The following is a 15611-nucleotide window of genomic DNA, read 5'->3' as shown; positions in this document are numbered from 1 at the left end:
GAAAAGCCCCTCCCCGGAGCGTTTTTGGGTGCTTAAGTCACGGTTCGCGGGACCTGGAACACGCGCGTTACGTGCGCCCGGTAAAATCGAGGGTATGACCACTTCAGAGTCCCGATTTGCCGAGGCGCTGATCGCCGACGGTCCCACCCCGGAGTATCCCGGGCGCATGCGCCGATTCGGCCAGCTCGTGGGAACCTGGGCGGCGCACGGCAGCCGGCTCGACGAGGCCACGGGGGAGTGGGTCGAACGCGAGTTCACCTGGATCATGCAATTCATCCTCGACGGGCGCGCGGTGCAAGACGTGGAGGTCGAGGCCAGCACCACGCATCCGTCGGGCTTCGAGACGGTTGCCACCGCCGTGCGGGTCTATGACCAGTTGGCCGGCGCCTGGCGGGTGAGCTCCTTCGCCCCGACGATCGGCGAATACTGCCACCTGATCGCCACCCCGTACCGCAACGGCCTGCGTCAGGACGGCACCGGCACCGACGGTCGTCCGGTGCGCTGGAATTTCACCTCGATCACCGAGGACGGCTACACCTGGGAGGGTTGGGTGAGCGACGACGAGGGCACCACCTGGCACCTTGTGGAGCACAACGAGGCCGTGCGGGTGCACTGACCCGCCGGGCAGCCGCTGCTCAGCAGTGTGCGCGTGAGCTCAGGTGAGGGTCGTCGTTGTCGGCGAACCCGTCAACCGGGCGGCCAGGTCGGCCAGCCGGGTCACGGTGTAGTCCGGTGCCGCGAAGTGGCCGGGGTAGGTCTCGGCGCTGCGGTTCACCCATGCGGTGCGCAGGCCTGCCTGGGCGGCTCCGTGGATATCCCAGGGGTGCACGGCCACCAGTAGCAGGTCGGCTGGGAGCACCTCGCAGGCCTGGGCCGCATAGTCGTATGCCGACCGTACCGGCTTCCACGCCCCGGCGTCCTCGACACTGAGCAGGGCCTCGAATTCGCTCCGGAGCCCCTCCGCGGTCAGGAGGGTCTGGGCGACCTGCGCCGACCCGTTGGACAGGGTCACCAGGCGTATCCCCGCTCTTTTCAGCGACCGGATGCCATCCGCGACGTCCGGGTGCAAGCTCAGCTCGGCGAAGCCGGCCATGATGTGGTCCACGGCCTCATCGAGGCTGCGGGTCAGGGGCATATCGCGGAGCATCCCGCGCAGCAGCTCCGATCCGATGAGAGAGAATTTCCCCGCGCTTCCGGCGGCGGCGAGGGCGAAGCCGTCCCGCAGCAGCGCGGCGAACCAGGCCGGCGCGAGGTGCGCCGGGGCGCCGACCTGAACAAACCGGGCCGGCATGGCCGCCATGTCCGAGAGGGTCTCGTTCACGTCGAAAACGATCACGGACGGGGTATTGATGTTCATGGACTCGGATCCTTTCCGGTCGGCTGAGCCGACCTCGGTAACGCAGTTCTTCTGGCGATTGTATGTTCCTGGCTGCTTCGCCGCGGGGGCCGGTGCGTTAGTCAGTGCGACTGGGGATCGTGGCCGTGACCACGCGGATGTGACCGCCGCGCAGGGTCGCGGAGCGCACCTGGCAGCCCTCCCGCTCGAGCACGGCCCAGGGGCGCGCGGCGAGGTCTGCGCCGCCGACCGTGGCGGCGAACCTCACGAGCGGCGCGAAGATCCGGTACGTGCCCAGGGGCAGCTGCATGTCGACGATACCCGCGCGCCCGCCTGGGCGCAGCAGCACGCGCATCCGGTCCCAGGCCGGCTGCCAGTCGTCGAAGACGCTCATTGCATAGCTGGAGAAAACGGCGTGCACTTGCCCGGCCGCAGTCGCCGGGAGCCCGAGAGGCACTGCGCCGGGGCCTGCGTATCGTGACCGTCGAGCACGAGCTCGTCGACCGGGCCGTGACCGAGGCGCAGACCGGCGGGTACACCCAGCTGGTCGTGGACGGGCGCGGCCGGCTGCTGGGCGGAACCGTGGTGGGGCCCCGGGCGGGGGAGACCCTCGGCGAGATCACACTGGCGGTGAAGAACCGGCTCACCACCGGCGACATCGCCGGCACCACCCACGCCTACCCCACCCACAGCGACGGCCTCTGGAACGCGGCGATCGCCGACCTGCGCCGCCGACCTGCGCCGCCGGCTCGGGTCGGGGCTGGGATCGAAGGCCACCCGCATCCTGCGCCGGGTGCGCGCCGGCCGCGTTCGCGCGAGGTCCAGCTCGGCCTGACCGCTGGGCGGCTCGCAGTGACCCCCAGTGAGACACGCCGACAGGTTCTCGGGTGCACAGATGTGCAGCCGATCGCGGGGCGGGATCGGGTGGCGTGTTTCCGGCCCTTTGCGCGACCCGACCACTACATGTAGCGGCGCCAGGGACCAAGGACACCCAAATGTAGTGATCTCGCCGTCCTGGTCTCCCTATGCTGAAGGCGTGAATCCAAGCATCAGCGCCCCGGCCCAGACCCCTGCCACCCGCGACGGAAACGTCGACCAGTCGGCGCCGACGCCGGCGCTGCATGCCATCAAAGTCGTCAAACGCGACGGCCGCCGGGTGGACTTCGACGACACCAAGGTCTACGAGGCGCTGGTCAAGGCGGCGGTGGAGATCCGCCGGGAGATGACCCCGCTGGTGCACCGGGCGATCGTCGACATCGTCGCCGCCGTGAACCGGGAGATCGCGGGCCGCTTCAACACCGACATCAAGATCTACGAGGTGCAGAACATCGTGGAGCACGCGCTGCTCGAAAGCCACGAGTACGACCTCGCCGAGAAGTACATCGGCTACCGCACCCAGCGCGACTTCGCTCGCAGCAAGTCCACCGACATCAACCACTCGATCATCAACCTGCTGAGCCGCGACTCCACCGTGGTGAACGAGAACGCCAACAAAGACAGCGACGTCTTCAACACCCAGCGAGACCTCACCGCCGGCGCGGTGGGCAAGGCCATCGGCCACAAGATGCTGCCTCCGCACGTGTCCAACGCGCACCAGAAGGGCGACATCCACTTTCACGACCTGGACTACAGCCCCTATGCGCCGATGACGAACTGCTGCCTGATCGACTTCGCCGGCATGCTCAGCCGCGGTTTCCGCATCGGCAACGCCGACGTGGAGCCGCCCCGCTCCATCCAGACCGCCACCGCGCAGATCTCGCAGATCATCGCCAACGTGGCGTCCAGCCAGTATGGCGGATGCTCCGCCAACCGCACCGACGAACTCCTGGCCCCCTACGCCAGGGCCAATTTCGCCAAGCACCTCGCCGACGCCCAACGGTGGATCGGCGACGAGACCCAGCACCGCGCCTACGCGGAGGAGAAGACGCGCAAAGACATCTATGACGCGATGCAGAGCCTCGAGTACGAGATCAACACCCTGTTCACCTCGAACGGGCAGACCCCGTTCGTCTCACTCGGCTTCGGCCTGGGAACTGACTGGTTCGAACGGGAGATCCAGCGGGCGATCCTGCAGATCCGCATCGACGGGCTCGGCAGCGAAAGGCGCACCGCGATCTTCCCCAAACTGATCTTCACCCTCAAGCGTGACCTCAACCTCGCCGAGGGCGACCCGAACTACGACATCAAGCAGCTCGCGCTGGAGTGCTCCACCAAGCGGATGTACCCGGACGTGCTCAGCTACGACAAGCTCATCGAGATCACCGGCAGCTTCAAGGTGCCGATGGGCTGCCGCTCCTTCCTGCAAGGCTGGACCGATGCCGACGGCAACGACGTTTCCGAGGGCAGGATGAACCTCGGCGTGGTGACGGTGAACCTGCCGCGCATCGCATTGGAGGCCGCCGGCGACCAGGCGAAGTTCTGGAGCCTCCTGGAGGAGCGCCTGTTGATCACCCGCGACGCCCTGGTCTACCGCATCGAACGGTGCAAGCAGGCGACCCCCGCAAACGCGCCGATCCTCTACGTCTACGGCGCGTTCGGCCAGCAGCTGGCCCGCACCGACTCGGTCGACACTCTCTTCAAGGACGGGCGCTCCACGGTCTCGCTGGGTTACATCGGCCTCTACGAGGTAGCCGCGGCGTTCTTCGGCGGCGCCTGGGAAGGCAACGCCGAGGCGAAGCTCTTCACCCTCGACATCCTCAAGGCTCTCGACGCACACACCAAGGCGTGGAGCCGCGAGTACGGCTACCAGTTCAGCGTGTACTCGACCCCGAGCGAGAGCCTGACCGACCGGTTCTCCCGCCTCGACAAGGTCAAGTTCGGGTCGGTGGAGAACATCACCGACAAGGATTACTACACGAACAGCTTCCACTACGACGTGCGCAAGAACCCGACTCCGTTCGAGAAGCTCGACTTCGAGAAGGACTACCCGGTCTTCTCCTCCGGCGGGTTCATCCACTATTGCGAGTACCCCGTGCTGCAGCAGAACCCCAAGGCGTTGGAAGCGGTCTGGGACTACGCCTACGACCGGGTCGGCTACCTGGGCACCAACACCCCCATCGACCGTTGCTACAAGTGCGACTTCTCCGGCGACTTCACTCCCACCGACCGCGGGTTCCAGTGCCCGGACTGCGGAAACAACGACCCGGCCAGTTGCGACGTCGTCAAGCGCACCTGCGGCTACCTCGGCAATCCGCAGGCCCGCCCGATGGTGCACGGCCGCCACCAGGAGATCGTTTCCCGGGTCAAGCACATGGCCGGGGCCACCGGCAGCAGCGGCTCGCTCTAACCCGGCTATGCGCAATCCGAAACCCGGCGAATGGCGCTCGGACAAGCTCACCCAACGGTATGTCGGCGACTACAAACCATTCATGTTCGTCGACGGCGAGGGCGTGCGCTGCAGCCTGTATGTGAGCGGATGCCTGTTCGCGTGCGAGGGCTGCTTCAACCAGGCGACCTGGAACTTCCGTTACGGCAGCCCGTATACGGCCGAGCTCGAAGAGCGGATCTTCGCCGATCTCCGCCAGCCCTACGTGCAGGGCCTCACCCTGCTCGGCGGCGAACCGTTCCTCAACACCGGGGTGTGCCTCGAACTGGCCCGCCGGGTGCGGACGGAGTTCGGCGACGGCAAGGACATCTGGTCATGGACCGGCTACACCTATGAAGAACTGCTACTCGACACCGACGACAAGCTGGAACTGCTCGGCCTGGTCGACGTGCTCGTGGACGGACGGTTCGACCTCGCGAAGAAGGACTTCAAGCTGCAGTTCCGGGGCAGCAGCAACCAGCGCATCATCGACGTCAAGAAGTCGCTGGCCGCCGGGCACGCCGTGCTCTGGGCAGACCTGCTCGACGCCGCGCAGAGCTATGAGCAGCTTGAGAAGCAGGCGCTGATTTAGAGCCGGCTCGCAATGAGCAAGTCGCTCAAAGCGATTACAGCGATAACATCCCGGTTGTTCAGGTGCGTCAAGACAGGGTCAGATTTCGATTGTTCAGCCACTCTCAAAGCCGAATCTCAGCATCCACCCTGGAACCGCGTCCAGCACTGAGTCTTGCGACTCTCCACTACTCGGGAAGCTTCCTGTTTTGTCTTGCGCGTCTCATTTAGAGCGCGAACGAACGAAAGGACGAGTGGCGGATACCGCCGCCGGCACAAGTGCTTCCACGCCTGCGTATAGGATTCCTATCCCTATCGCGCCACCTTTGTCGGAAACGAATGAGTCCATGAGTTCCGTTCTGTATCGCCCCTCGAGGAGTTCGTGTTCCAGATCGTTCAAGCTTGCCTCGATGCCTCGAGCCCATCGCGAGGCCACTTCATTTACAAGTGAGTCAGTCTGCAGACCCACACTGTCGGCACTGTCGTCCGCCGCACAGGCTCTGCCCTTCTGACAGCTCGAAGGGGGTACCTAGGTGCAGGTAGTTACTGATGTAGCCATTGACCTTGGGGGCCACCGAGCGTGTCGATCTCCGGAAGTATTTTTACGAAGTAGTTGTTTGGCGCGCCTGCCGCCCAAGCCCGCTCAGTTGTGACTGCTGAGCGGTCCATCCCCGGAGGCGGCCTGCTCAATGTTGCAGTCGGCCTCGCGAGCCTCGGTGTCGAGACCGACCTGATCGCCGAAGTCGGAGACGACGCACCTGGAGACATGGTCCGACGCCACCTCGCCACCTCCGCTGTTCGGTTCGACCTTGTAAAAGAAGTTCCCGCCACATCGACGGCGCGCGGCGCGATCAGACGCTGGCGATTCGACTCAACCAAGCCGACCGGCGAATCAAAGTCTGCGAACCGCAACCCTGTGCGGCGTGAGTGTTGCCGCGGTAAACGGCGATGTAGCGCAAGCAGCAACCGCCCAGTTCGCTGCTCTCCAAACTGGCACGAAAGTTACGGCGATAAGAGCCTAAACGGGGGCGAGACTCGAGCAGCTGTTCTACCGGGGAGCCGTACTTCACCGAGCCTGTGGTGCCCACCGGTTAGCCACTGCGGCAGCCTCTTCGGGACTCATCGGCGCGATGATTTCGTCGCCGTGCTGCGGTTTCCGAAGGCCCTCGATCAGCATATCCAGGTAGCGTCGGTATGCTCCCGGACGGACCGCCTCACTTCGGTAGGCGAAATCTGAGACCATGAGCATGATCATCACGAGATCATCAACAACAACGTCCTGCCGCAGTTCGCCTTCAACGCGGGCAGCGTGCAGCATCCGTTCGATAAGCGGGTTCAGCCGCGCCCGCTCGACCTGCACGGATTCGCGACCGCGTGATGACAAAAAGGTGAGGTCTCGAAGCCCACGATTCGCCACAGCCATGGCAACGGAATCGCGCAGCGCTCTCTCGAGAGCACGCCAAGGGGAATTGATCTCAAGATTTCGCTCCATAAGCGCAATGAGCGACTCGAAGGCATCATTCAGGGCGACCTCGATGAGCTCCTGCTTGTCGGGAAAGTGACGATAGACCGTGCCGACACCGACGCCGGCGTGAGAGGCAACTTCGTTGAGGCCGGCGGCGAGTCCTTGAGCTGCGAAAACGTCGCGTGCCGAGGCGATGAGCCGTTCACGGCTGCGTTGAACGTCACGCCTGAGTCTTGGTCGGGCCGCAACCGAATCCGAGTGCTCAGCACTCTCAGCATCGGTGTCCATTGGTGCACTTTATCACCGCGGATGCCTATTACCCGCTCAACGGATTGACTCGATCCGTTTATCTTCATAGGCTGATCTCATAACGGATAGTAAGTATCCGTTTCTGGTCGAATGATCGATTCAGCACGTGTTAGAGCAGGAGATTCACAACAATGACTGACCCAACGAGAAGCGCGGATACGCGTTCGATATCACTCGAACCCGAGCGGAGGTTGAGGCTCGATATGCCGGTGCTCAGCTTCCGCACTGTCGCGATTCTGCCCGCGGTGCTGTTCTCACCCACGCTGGTGCTGGCCATCGTCGCTCCGGGCTCATCGTGGGGAACGGCCCTAGGCATCCTCTTCCACCTCAGCGCACTGTTCTTCGTCAGCCGCGTCCCCGCGCCCGAGTGGGCGCGAGCGGCTGCGTTCGGTTGGCTCGCACTGGACGTCACAGTGGGGATCATGACGCTCAACCTCGTGCCCTTCGAGATCTACATGCCGATGCGCCTTGGCGGGCACGTGTTGGGCGCGACCTGGCTGATCGCGGTGTCGTTGCTCTCACGCCCCGTCATCTTGAAGGTGCTGGGAGTCTTCACCGGCGTCTGGCTGGCACTTTTCAGCTTCTTCGGCGCCTCCCTGCCGATCATCCTCCTCGGCCCCGCCGGTGTGCTCATCGTGGTCTGGTTCGTCATCGCCGGCTTCTACCAACCCGACCCACTCGGAGGCCTCACACGCAAACTGTCGCCGAAACCGTGATGACGACAAACGGAACGACATCAGCACAACACATGGCCGCCGCCCCGCGTCACTTCGAGCCCGTGTCGGATAGGCTCCGGCGATGGTCACCTTTCGAGCGATAGCGTGCAAATCGCGTTGGACCTCGTGTTGCCGAGTTTTTGGCCGAACGCCTCGCAAGCAGGCGCCGACAGGCGGGTGACGAGAGCGCTGCGGGGATGTGGCGGATGCCAGCGCGGGTGCAAGACTCGCCGATGAGGATGCCGAGAAGCCCCGTGAGGCCGAGCCAGGGCGGGGCGGGGGAGGTGACGCCTAGCAGCCGGTACGCGATTCCGGCGAGCAGTCCGGCGAGAATCGCGAGGATGTAGGGGCGCGCTGCGGAAAGCTGTTTCACCACGTGGCACCGATGAGCATGGCGGCCAAGCCTGCCAGGGCGGTCGGTGGTGGTGCAGGTGATCGTATGTGGAGGAGGGCGTACAGCGCCCCGATCAAGGTTCCAGCTACCAGTACATGTATGTAGGTGGTCACGTGTGTTCCTGTGTTTTGTGAGTGGTCGATCATCGGCCAATGAGTACGTCGTGCCCGGGGGTCGGCTTGTCCCGGCCACGACGTCCTCTGGTTCTGGCTCAGCGGGCCTGGAGAAGTCCTGCCGCCCATTCGGAGACCGTGCGGGTGTAAAGCGCGGGCTGGTGGCCGTGCATCGAGTGGGGCATGCCAGGGAAATTCAGGTAGGTGCATGCTTGACCGGCCGCGGTTACCAGCTCACGGACGCGGGTGGCCTGGGGATCAGAGATCGCGCCTTGGTAGATGCCAGTCTCCGCGTCCTGCTGGTGGTAGTGGTGGGTGAAGAGTACCGGGACCTTGACGTGGGAGAGCATGGTGGCGTGGTCGCAGCCCGCGGTTGCCAAACCGCTGGAGAAGGAACGACCCCACTCGGGGTCGTACTCCTTGAGGTTCTGCGGGGGCCGGCCGTCGTGGGACGTCTCGCCTTCAACTGGGGGGAACATGACGGCGAGGGCGTCGCGCAGGGGGCGGGAGATCTCGCCGGCGAAGGCAGCCTTGAGCCCCTCCCAGTTGCCGACGCTCCACTGGTCGCCCAGGTACTTGTTCCAGATGGTCTGGGAGGGGCCCATGCCCTGGTTGACGGGTTGGCCGCAGCTTGTGACGAGTTCGGAGGCGAACAGTGGGGTGTCTTCGTAAACGGCACCGAGAATCTGGCCGGGCTTTGCGTAGGCGGACAGCCAGGCAGCGATCACGCCACCGGACGACATGCCGCTGACGATGGTGGGTCGGCCGATGACCAAATCGATGAAGCGGACCACGTCGCCGGCCATGGTGTCCACTGTGTAGCGGCCCGGAGTCCACGTGGACCGGCCTTGGCCGCGCAGGTCGATGGCGAAAACCTGGAAGTGCTCGGCGAGCAGAGGCATGGCTCGCTCGTAGCCCCACCAGGACTCGGACTGCGAGGGGATGAGCACAAGCGCGGGAAGTGACGGGTCTCCCAGTGTGGCGTAGTTCATCCTGATCTCGCCGAGGTCGACCACGTGCTCTTCGATGGAGTGGGAGACGAAACTGTCAGCGCGATCAGCGGCTTCCAAATGGGACATTGAGTGATTCCTTCTATTGTTCGGCCCGGTGCGAAGCAACTCGGCCGGCGGGGTGGGGTCTGTCGGGGTGGTGGGGCGATGGGAGGTCACCGACCGCCGCCCTCGGTGGTCGGTATGGGATATCGCGAGACGGGTCAGGACTGGTTCAGCCAGGCGGTGCCGGCGGACTTGATCTCGGTCTCCAGATCACTGCCGCGGGTGGGGAACTCGCGCACGATAGGGAATCCGGACTTGTCCAGCAAGTAGGCCAGGGCGGCGTATTCGCGCGGGTGGCGGCGGACAGTCGTCTCGTCGACTTCCTGGACCTTGGCCAGGAAGTTGAAGTAGCTCATGTCGTAAATGCTCTGTCGCCGGGCGATGCGCCAGACACCGTCACGCTTCTCCACCTGATCCCAGAATCGGTTGTGCGTGGTCGACCCCAGGTCGAGCGCGACATTCTCGGCAAAGACCATCGCGTTGGTCTGCACCAGGGCACGGTAGCCGTTGAAGGTGATCGAGGGGTTCCCCACGAAGTGCTTGGTGCGCAGGTCGGAGGCGCCCATGCGGGCTGAGCCCTCGACAAAGTCGGTTGCCAGGCCGTCGAACCAGGTGATTTCGACGGTGGCATCGGCGTGGAACAGCTCGCGCAGCTGGTCCCACTCGCTCAGGTCGCGGTGGATCCAGCCGTTCATCAGGTCAGTGATGGCGACCCGGTCCTCGATGCGTGCGGTCATAGTGCGACTCCTAAAATAGAGGACGAAATGGTTTCTTATTTGAAGATACACCCTTCCACAGTTGGACGCGAATCGTCGGCGGGAGGTATAACTGAAAAAGTGCCCGACTCCTCCGCAGCTCCCACACCGCCGCCCGCCACCACGCGCCGCCGCGGGGCAGAGCTGAATCAGGCGATTTACCGGGCCGCTCTGGAGGAGCTCGCAGCGAGCAGTTTCGAGGAACTGAGTTTCGAGAAGATCGCTCCCAAGGCGGGCACAGGGAAATCTGTCCTCTACCGTCGATGGGGCACCACCGCCGAGCTCGTGCTGGATGCACTGAAAGATTATGATGCCGGCCTCGGACGGCCGCTGGTGCCAGACACCGGCACACTGCGAGGCGACCTGCTCGTTCTTCTCACCACATTCGCCCGGGTGCTGGACGAGCCTCGCGGGCGAGCGTTGCGTCCCCTGCTGACTCAGCGCCCGCGCCTACCCGAACTCTTCACCCACGTGATGAGTGAGGTGATCCTGCCCCATCAGGCCGTCCTGCTGGACTGCATGCACAGGGCGGTGGACCGAGGCGAGGCTGCTCCCGAGCGCGCCACGGCCCGCACCGCTGCCATCGGCCCGCGTCTCATCGTCGCCGAGTCGCTAGACCGCGGAACCGTCCCCGACGCTGAGGTGGAGGCCATCGTCGACGACGTTCTTCTCCCGCTCCTGAGACCGTAGCGAGCGGGCGGCAACGCAAGCTTTCATAGCTTCGGGATCTTCAGATCCAGTTCACCGGCCGTGGTCGCCAAGGTCCTCGACCTGGTCACGATGCGGTGCGTGGTGCGGCCGCTAGAGCGTTCGGTGGCTCTTCACGTTGACGAAGCAACGCTCACCTTTGAGAGTCTCGTAGGGTCGCAGCCGTCCTGAAAATAGAGCATGCACGTTGACACCGCGCCGACCAATCGATCCATCGTCGGAGACGGAGCTCAAGACGATCGGCGATCTCTGTGGGAGGCGCTCTGAGCAGGGTGACGCGATCCCTCGGCGACCGTCATCCAGCGTTCTCCCAGCGAACCGCGATTACCTCGATCCCACCATCTCGATCCCACCATCTCGATCACCTCCAGCGAACCATCCCGATTGCAAGGAGAGAACATGCCCTTCATCACCGTCCCCGGCCAGAACGGTCCCGACGTCGAACTGCACTACGAAGACGCCGGGGCCGGCAAGCCCGTCGTACTGATTCACGGCTGGCCCCTCAGCGGCAGGTCCTGGGAGGGCCAGGTTCCCGCACTGGTCGACGCAGGCCACAGGGTCATCACCTACGACCGCCGTGGATTCGGCCAGTCATCGCAACCGTGGAACGGGTACGACTACGACACTTTCGCCGCCGACCTGAAGGCCGTCCTGGACGCGCTGGACCTGCGGGACGTCACTCTGATCGGATTCTCGATGGGCGGCGGCGAGCTCGCCCGATACGTCAGCACCTATGGCACCGATCGCATCGCGAAGCTCGTCTTCGCCAGCGCGGTGCCGCCGTACCTCTGGAAATCGGATGACAACCCCGATGGGGGTGTCGACGCCGGGCTGGCCCAGTGGTTCCACGACGGCCTGACGGAAGACCGACCGGCATTCCTGAAGGAATTTCTTCAGATGTTCTTCACTGCCGGCAAGCCCTCGCTGGTCAACAAGCCGAAGGTCAGCGCCGAGCAGATTGCTTACAACCTCGATATCGCCGAATTGGCGTCACCGAAGGGCACGCTCGACTGCACAACCGCATTCGCGACGACGGACTTCCGCGACGATCTGACGAAAATCACCGTGCCTACCCTGGTGATACACGGCGACTCCGACACCATCGTGCCGTTCGAGGTCAGTGGTAAGCGCACTCACGAGGCGATCTCCGGTAGCGAACTCGTCCTGATCGAAGACGCCCCGCACGGCCTCACCGTTTCCCATAAGGACGAATGGAACCGGCACGTACTCGCGTTCCTCGCGAGGTAGCAGAACTCATTCGGCCGGATGCCCCGCCCGGGCGGATTCCCCGTCGGGTGTGGCGTCCGCGAGCACCTGCAAATAGTGCGGGTTGGTCATCACGCCGAGCACGTTGCCGAACGGGTCGACCACCGCCGCCGTGGTGAAGCCCTCCCCGCGTTCCCGGATCTCCTCGCGCATCATCGCGCCGAGCTCCAGCAGCCGGGTGAGGGCTACCCGCACGTCGTCGACATGCCAGTTGAGTACGGCGCCGCCGGGCGCATCCGTCCGGGGAGTGGGGGAGTAGCGGGCGTCGATGAGGCCGAGCTCATGGCCGTAGTCGCCGACCCGCCACTCGCAATAACCGGGCATGCGGAAGTAGGGCTCCATGCCCAGCAATTCGGTGTACCAGGCCGTCGCGGCGCCGTGATCCTCTGCCCAGTAATTCACGTTGCTCATGCCGCGCAGGATGCTGGTGGGTGCTTTCATCGGTGCAGTCCTCTCCTCGGGTGGATTCCGGTTCCACGCTACGCACGGTGGCGCAGAGCGCTAGGGGTACCGGTTCAGTGGCAGGGCCGCGATGGTCCCCCAACTCCGGCAGCAGGGCGTTCGTAAAGGCGGAGTTCTTCGCGACACTCCGGCGGGGGCGGCCCGAAAAAGACGGCGTTTCGCGAGTTACTCCGCCTGTAGTGACGCGGGGACAGGTCAGGCGGGCAACTGCCGTGCGTAGGCGGCGACGATCGTGCGCTCAGACTTCAACAGGTAGTCGTCCAGCACAGCGGCGGCCTCGGCGGCCTCTCCCGCGAGGTAAAGGTCCAGCATGGCGACGTTGAGCTCGACGTACGGGCGGTGCAGATAGTCCGGGTCGTCGAGCAGGAAGAAGGCAAGGCGCAGCTCGGCGGAGATGTTCGCGTAGAGCCGGTCGAGGTGGTCGCTGTCGGCCAACGCCACGATCGCGGAGTGGAACTCCATGTTCGCGGTGCCCACCGCAATCCAGTCGTCGGCGTCGCGGCTGGCCTGCGCGGATTCCACGGCGGCACGCATCCGTCGGCTGGCGGGGTGCCGCGCCGGCGCGGAGAGCAGCGCCTGGCACTCGATCATGCGGCGCACCCGGTAGATGTCGATGATCGAGGCGAGCGACGGCACGGCCACGAACACGCCGGCATGCGGTTTGTGCACGAGAAGCCGCTCGTGCGTGAGCATTCGGAAGGCTTCGCGCAGGGTGTTGCGTGAGACGCCGAGGCGCTCGCTGACGGCGGACTCTGACAGGCGCTGGCCGGGCACGAGGCCGCCGCTGGTCAGCAGCCGGCGGAGCTTCTCAGCGGCCCGGTCTGCGCGCGAGTTACCGTCGTCCGCTTCGTCAAGATCCGCCACGTCGCCACTCTAGCGAAGGCGACCATGGCCCGCGGGGTAGAGGCACCCAATCTCGTTCACCGAAACATGCCCGAAACAAGGTGTTTACGCGATTGATTGTTCAACAATTGGATGGGCATCGTTCACCCAATTAGGCTCTTTGCGTGGGGTTCGGGTCCCCTCGAGCTGATGGACACCCAATGGGTCCTTCCCCCCGACGAAATGGATGTGCCCCTTGACCGATCCCACCACCACCACCGCATCCGTGGAACCCGCCGAGCAGCAGAGCGTCCGCACCGTCGCCAAGAGCCGCCGCTCTGCGCTGATCGGGGCCCTGTTCCTGATGGCCACCTCGGCCATCGGCCCCGGCTTCATCACCCAGACGGCCACCTTCACCGCGCAGATGGGGTCGGCGTTCGCGTTCGGTATCCTGGCCTCGATCCTGATCGACTTCGCCGTGCAGCTGAACATCTGGCGCATGATCACGGTCAGCGGCAAGCGTGCGCCGGAGCTGGCCAACCTCGCAATCCCGGGCAGCGGATTCGTGCTCGCCTTCCTCGTCATCCTCGGTGGGCTGGTGTTCAACATCGGCAACATCGCCGGCGCGGGCCTCGGCCTCAATGTGCTCACCGGCCTGGATGCGAAGATCGGCGGGCTGATCAGCGCCCTGTTCGCCATCGCGATTTTCCTGGCGAAGCGGGCGGGAGCGGTGGTCGACCGGGTCGTGGTCATCGCCGGGCTGCTCATGATCGTGCTCACCGTGATCGTCGCGTTCATCTCCCAGCCGCCCATCGGGGATGCGCTGCGCCAGACCGTACTGCCCGATGAGGTCAACTTCGCCACCATCACCACCATCGTCGGCGGCACCGTCGGCGGCTACATCACCTACGCCGGCGCACATCGCCTGTTGGCCAGCGGCACCGCCGGAGTCGAGCACGTCAAAGAGGTTTCTCGTGCGGCGTTCAACGGCATCCTCGTAACCGGCATCATGCGCTACGTGCTGTTCCTCGCGATCCTCGGTGTCGTCGCCGGCGGCGTGGCCATCGACACCTCGGGAAGCGCGGCCAACCCCGCCGCCCAGGCGTTCCAGGCGGCGGCCGGCGAATTCGGGTTGCGCGTCTTCGGCGCGATCTTCTGGATCGCCGCGATCACCAGCATCATCGGTGCGGCCTACACCTCGGTGTCGTTCCTGCCGGTGTTCTCGAAGAAGTTCGTCGGGCGCCGCGCCGACTTCGCCACCATCGTCTTCATCGTCGTCTCGCTGGCCGTCTACCTGCTCATCGGCACGGCACCGGCCACCCTGATGGTGTTCGTCGGCGGATTCAACGGCCTGATCCTGCCCATCGGCCTCACTATCTTCATGTACATCGGCTGGTTCCGCGGCGACCTGATGAACGGTTATCGCTACCCGCGCTGGCTGCTGGTCATCGGAACGGCCGCCACGCTGCTCACCTGGTACATGGCCGTGATGGCCGTCGGCCCGATCTTCTCGCTGCTGACCGTCTAACCGAAAAGGGCACCTCATGAGCACCATCGACCTCAACAGCGACCTCGGCGAAGGCTTCGGCCGCTGGACCCTCGGCGACGACGCGGCGATGCTCGGCATCGTCACCAGCGCCAACATCGCCTGTGGCTTCCACGCGGGCGACCCGCTGGTGATCCGCGAGACCGTGCTCGGCGCCCGGGATGCCGGGGTGTATATCGGCGCGCACGTGGGATATCGCGACCTGGCCGGCTTCGGCCGGCGCAACATGGACGTCTCCAGCGCCGAGCTCGTCGCCGACGTGATCTACCAGGTCGGCGCGCTGCAGGGTATCGCCAGGGCCGCCGGCACCACGGTCACTTACGTCAAGCCGCACGGCGCCCTGTACAACACGATCGTGCACGACGCCCGCCAGGCCTTGGATGTGGTGACCGCGATCCGTGAGATCGACCCGACCCTGGCCGTGCTGGGCCTGCCGGGCTCCGAGGTACTGCGGGCAGCGGATGCCGCGGGCCTCCGCAGCGTGACCGAAGCCTTCGCCGACCGTGCCTACACACCCGAGGGCACCCTGGTGTCGCGGCGGGAGCCCGGCTCGGTGCTGCACGATGCCGAGCAGGTGGCCGCCCGCATGGTGCAGCTGGCGACCGAGGGCACCCTGACCGCCATCGACGGCAGCACCATCCGGGTGTCGGCGGAGTCGATCTGCGTGCACGGCGACAGTCCGGGCGCCACCGAGATGGCCGCGCACGTGCGGCGCGCCCTCACCGCAGCCTCCATCGACATCGCCGCCTTCGCCCCGCGCGCCGGCGAGACGCGCACCTCCTAGGGCGGG

The 15611-nt window shown here is 65.1% G+C and carries 18 protein-coding genes and 1 pseudogene; 10 read left to right on the top strand and 9 right to left on the bottom strand.

The annotated features are described in order from the left end of the window. Nucleotides 1–94 precede the first annotated feature (94 nt). Nucleotides 95–616 (top strand): hypothetical protein, encoded by a 522-nt coding sequence (locus E3O42_RS05740; RefSeq protein ID WP_134453023.1) that lies wholly within the window; start codon nt 95–97, stop codon nt 614–616. A gap of 39 nt (nt 617–655) precedes the next feature. On the opposite strand, the gene E3O42_RS05735 is transcribed toward E3O42_RS05740, so the two are convergent. Beyond that, entirely contained in the window at nt 656–1357 is a 702-nt protein-coding gene (locus tag E3O42_RS05735; protein ID WP_134453022.1) for a haloacid dehalogenase type II, read from the bottom strand. Between the two features lie 97 nt (nt 1358–1454). After that, nucleotides 1455–1730: a hypothetical protein gene (locus tag E3O42_RS18455; protein ID WP_241984659.1), complete on the bottom strand. Its 276-nt coding sequence runs from the start codon at nt 1728–1730 to the stop codon at nt 1455–1457. Here E3O42_RS18455 and E3O42_RS05730 point away from each other — a divergent pair. From E3O42_RS05730 to E3O42_RS18450, 4 genes and pseudogenes are all read left to right on the top strand, one after another. Beyond that, nucleotides 1730–2305, top strand: coding sequence for a hypothetical protein (locus E3O42_RS05730; protein ID WP_255454960.1), 576 nt, complete (start codon nt 1730–1732; stop codon nt 2303–2305). The two genes, E3O42_RS18455 and E3O42_RS05730, sit on opposite strands and share 1 nt — an antisense overlap. 67 nt (nt 2306–2372) lie before the next feature. Then, entirely contained in the window at nt 2373–4622 is a 2250-nt protein-coding gene (gene nrdD / locus E3O42_RS05725) for an anaerobic ribonucleoside-triphosphate reductase (protein ID WP_241984657.1), read from the top strand. A gap of 7 nt (nt 4623–4629) precedes the next feature. Then, entirely contained in the window at nt 4630–5232 is a 603-nt protein-coding gene (nrdG, locus tag E3O42_RS05720; protein ID WP_134453019.1) for an anaerobic ribonucleoside-triphosphate reductase activating protein, read from the top strand. A gap of 627 nt (nt 5233–5859) precedes the next feature. Then, nucleotides 5860–5991, top strand: a pseudogene (locus E3O42_RS18450) (PfkB family carbohydrate kinase); the annotation flags it as partial. A 285-nt stretch (nt 5992–6276) separates the two neighbouring features. Here the strand turns inward: E3O42_RS18450 and E3O42_RS18445 are convergent. Then, entirely contained in the window at nt 6277–6963 is a 687-nt protein-coding gene (locus E3O42_RS18445; RefSeq protein ID WP_134453017.1) for a TetR/AcrR family transcriptional regulator, read from the bottom strand. A gap of 224 nt (nt 6964–7187) precedes the next feature. On the opposite strand from E3O42_RS18445, the gene E3O42_RS05705 reads away from it, so the two are divergent. Then, entirely contained in the window at nt 7188–7700 is a 513-nt protein-coding gene (locus E3O42_RS05705) for a hypothetical protein (protein ID WP_134453016.1), read from the top strand. A 49-nt stretch (nt 7701–7749) separates the two neighbouring features. Here the strand turns inward: E3O42_RS05705 and E3O42_RS18925 are convergent, their stop codons facing one another. From E3O42_RS18925 to E3O42_RS05685, 4 genes are all read right to left on the bottom strand, one after another. Next, the gene (locus E3O42_RS18925) at nt 7750–8073 is read right to left on the bottom strand and encodes a DUF1427 family protein (RefSeq protein ID WP_134453015.1); all 324 of its coding nucleotides are present in this window, start codon (nt 8071–8073) and stop codon (nt 7750–7752) included. Then, the gene (locus E3O42_RS18920) at nt 8070–8240 is read right to left on the bottom strand and encodes a DUF1427 family protein (protein WP_420897865.1); all 171 of its coding nucleotides are present in this window, start codon (nt 8238–8240) and stop codon (nt 8070–8072) included. The genes E3O42_RS18925 and E3O42_RS18920 overlap by 4 nt, the downstream gene beginning before the upstream one ends. A 65-nt stretch (nt 8241–8305) precedes the next feature. Further along, on the bottom strand, nt 8306–9286 hold the full coding sequence (locus E3O42_RS05690; RefSeq protein WP_134453013.1) for an alpha/beta hydrolase: 981 nt from the start codon (nt 9284–9286) through the stop codon (nt 8306–8308). 134 nt (nt 9287–9420) lie between these two features. Beyond that, entirely contained in the window at nt 9421–9999 is a 579-nt protein-coding gene (locus E3O42_RS05685; protein ID WP_134453012.1) for a nuclear transport factor 2 family protein, read from the bottom strand. Nucleotides 10000–10098: 99 nt separating this feature from the next. Here E3O42_RS05685 and E3O42_RS05680 point away from each other — a divergent pair, with 99 nt between their 5' ends. Together E3O42_RS05680 and E3O42_RS05675 are read left to right on the top strand one after the other, a co-directional pair. Continuing rightward, nucleotides 10099–10707, top strand: a complete 609-nt coding sequence (locus E3O42_RS05680; RefSeq protein ID WP_198414072.1) for a TetR/AcrR family transcriptional regulator — start codon at nt 10099–10101, stop codon at nt 10705–10707. 417 nt (nt 10708–11124) lie between these two features. Then, complete coding sequence (locus E3O42_RS05675) at nt 11125–11973, top strand: alpha/beta fold hydrolase (RefSeq protein WP_134453010.1); 849 nt, start codon at nt 11125–11127, stop codon at nt 11971–11973. 6 nt (nt 11974–11979) lie between these two features. On the opposite strand, the gene E3O42_RS05670 is transcribed toward E3O42_RS05675, so the two are convergent. Both E3O42_RS05670 and E3O42_RS05665 read right to left on the bottom strand, forming a co-directional pair. After that, nucleotides 11980–12432, bottom strand: coding sequence for a VOC family protein (locus E3O42_RS05670; protein WP_241984656.1), 453 nt, complete (start codon nt 12430–12432; stop codon nt 11980–11982). Nucleotides 12433–12648: 216 nt separating this feature from the next. Next, a complete protein-coding gene (locus tag E3O42_RS05665; protein WP_134453009.1) occupies nt 12649–13317 on the bottom strand; it encodes a GntR family transcriptional regulator in 669 nt (222 codons plus the stop codon). Nucleotides 13318–13522: 205 nt separating this feature from the next. Between E3O42_RS05665 and E3O42_RS05660 the strand changes: the two genes are divergently transcribed. Both E3O42_RS05660 and E3O42_RS05655 read left to right on the top strand, forming a co-directional pair. Next, entirely contained in the window at nt 13523–14803 is a 1281-nt protein-coding gene (locus E3O42_RS05660; protein WP_134453008.1) for an NRAMP family divalent metal transporter, read from the top strand. A 16-nt stretch (nt 14804–14819) separates the two neighbouring features. Beyond that, nucleotides 14820–15605, top strand: coding sequence for a LamB/YcsF family protein (locus E3O42_RS05655; RefSeq protein WP_134453007.1), 786 nt, complete (start codon nt 14820–14822; stop codon nt 15603–15605). The last annotated feature ends 6 nt before the right edge of the window (nt 15606–15611 follow it).

The organism is Cryobacterium adonitolivorans, from assembly GCF_004402695.1.
Lineage (GTDB): Bacteria > Actinomycetota > Actinomycetes > Actinomycetales > Microbacteriaceae > Cryobacterium > Cryobacterium adonitolivorans.
Note: the sequence above shows the minus strand (reverse complement) of the source record. Positions and strands in the feature narration are given on the sequence as shown.

Coding starts and splice junctions, on each gene's coding strand:
- E3O42_RS05655 (WP_134453007.1), top strand. CDS start 14,820: ATGAGCACCATCGACCTCAACAGCGACCTCGGCGAAGGCTTCGGCCGC.
- E3O42_RS05735 (WP_134453022.1), bottom strand. CDS start 1,357: ATGAACATCAATACCCCGTCCGTGATCGTTTTCGACGTGAACGAGACC.
- E3O42_RS05685 (WP_134453012.1), bottom strand. CDS start 9,999: ATGACCGCACGCATCGAGGACCGGGTCGCCATCACTGACCTGATGAAC.
- E3O42_RS05690 (WP_134453013.1), bottom strand. CDS start 9,286: ATGTCCCATTTGGAAGCCGCTGATCGCGCTGACAGTTTCGTCTCCCAC.
- E3O42_RS05705 (WP_134453016.1), top strand. CDS start 7,188: ATGCCGGTGCTCAGCTTCCGCACTGTCGCGATTCTGCCCGCGGTGCTG.
- E3O42_RS18445 (WP_134453017.1), bottom strand. CDS start 6,963: ATGGACACCGATGCTGAGAGTGCTGAGCACTCGGATTCGGTTGCGGCC.
- E3O42_RS05660 (WP_134453008.1), top strand. CDS start 13,523: ATGTGCCCCTTGACCGATCCCACCACCACCACCGCATCCGTGGAACCC.
- E3O42_RS18455 (WP_241984659.1), bottom strand. CDS start 1,730: ATGAGCGTCTTCGACGACTGGCAGCCGGCCTGGGACCGGATGCGCGTG.
- E3O42_RS05675 (WP_134453010.1), top strand. CDS start 11,125: ATGCCCTTCATCACCGTCCCCGGCCAGAACGGTCCCGACGTCGAACTG.
- E3O42_RS18920 (WP_420897865.1), bottom strand. CDS start 8,240: ATGATCGACCACTCACAAAACACAGGAACACACGTGACCACCTACATA.
- E3O42_RS05740 (WP_134453023.1), top strand. CDS start 95: ATGACCACTTCAGAGTCCCGATTTGCCGAGGCGCTGATCGCCGACGGT.
- nrdG (WP_134453019.1), top strand. CDS start 4,630: ATGCGCAATCCGAAACCCGGCGAATGGCGCTCGGACAAGCTCACCCAA.
- E3O42_RS05670 (WP_241984656.1), bottom strand. CDS start 12,432: ATGAAAGCACCCACCAGCATCCTGCGCGGCATGAGCAACGTGAATTAC.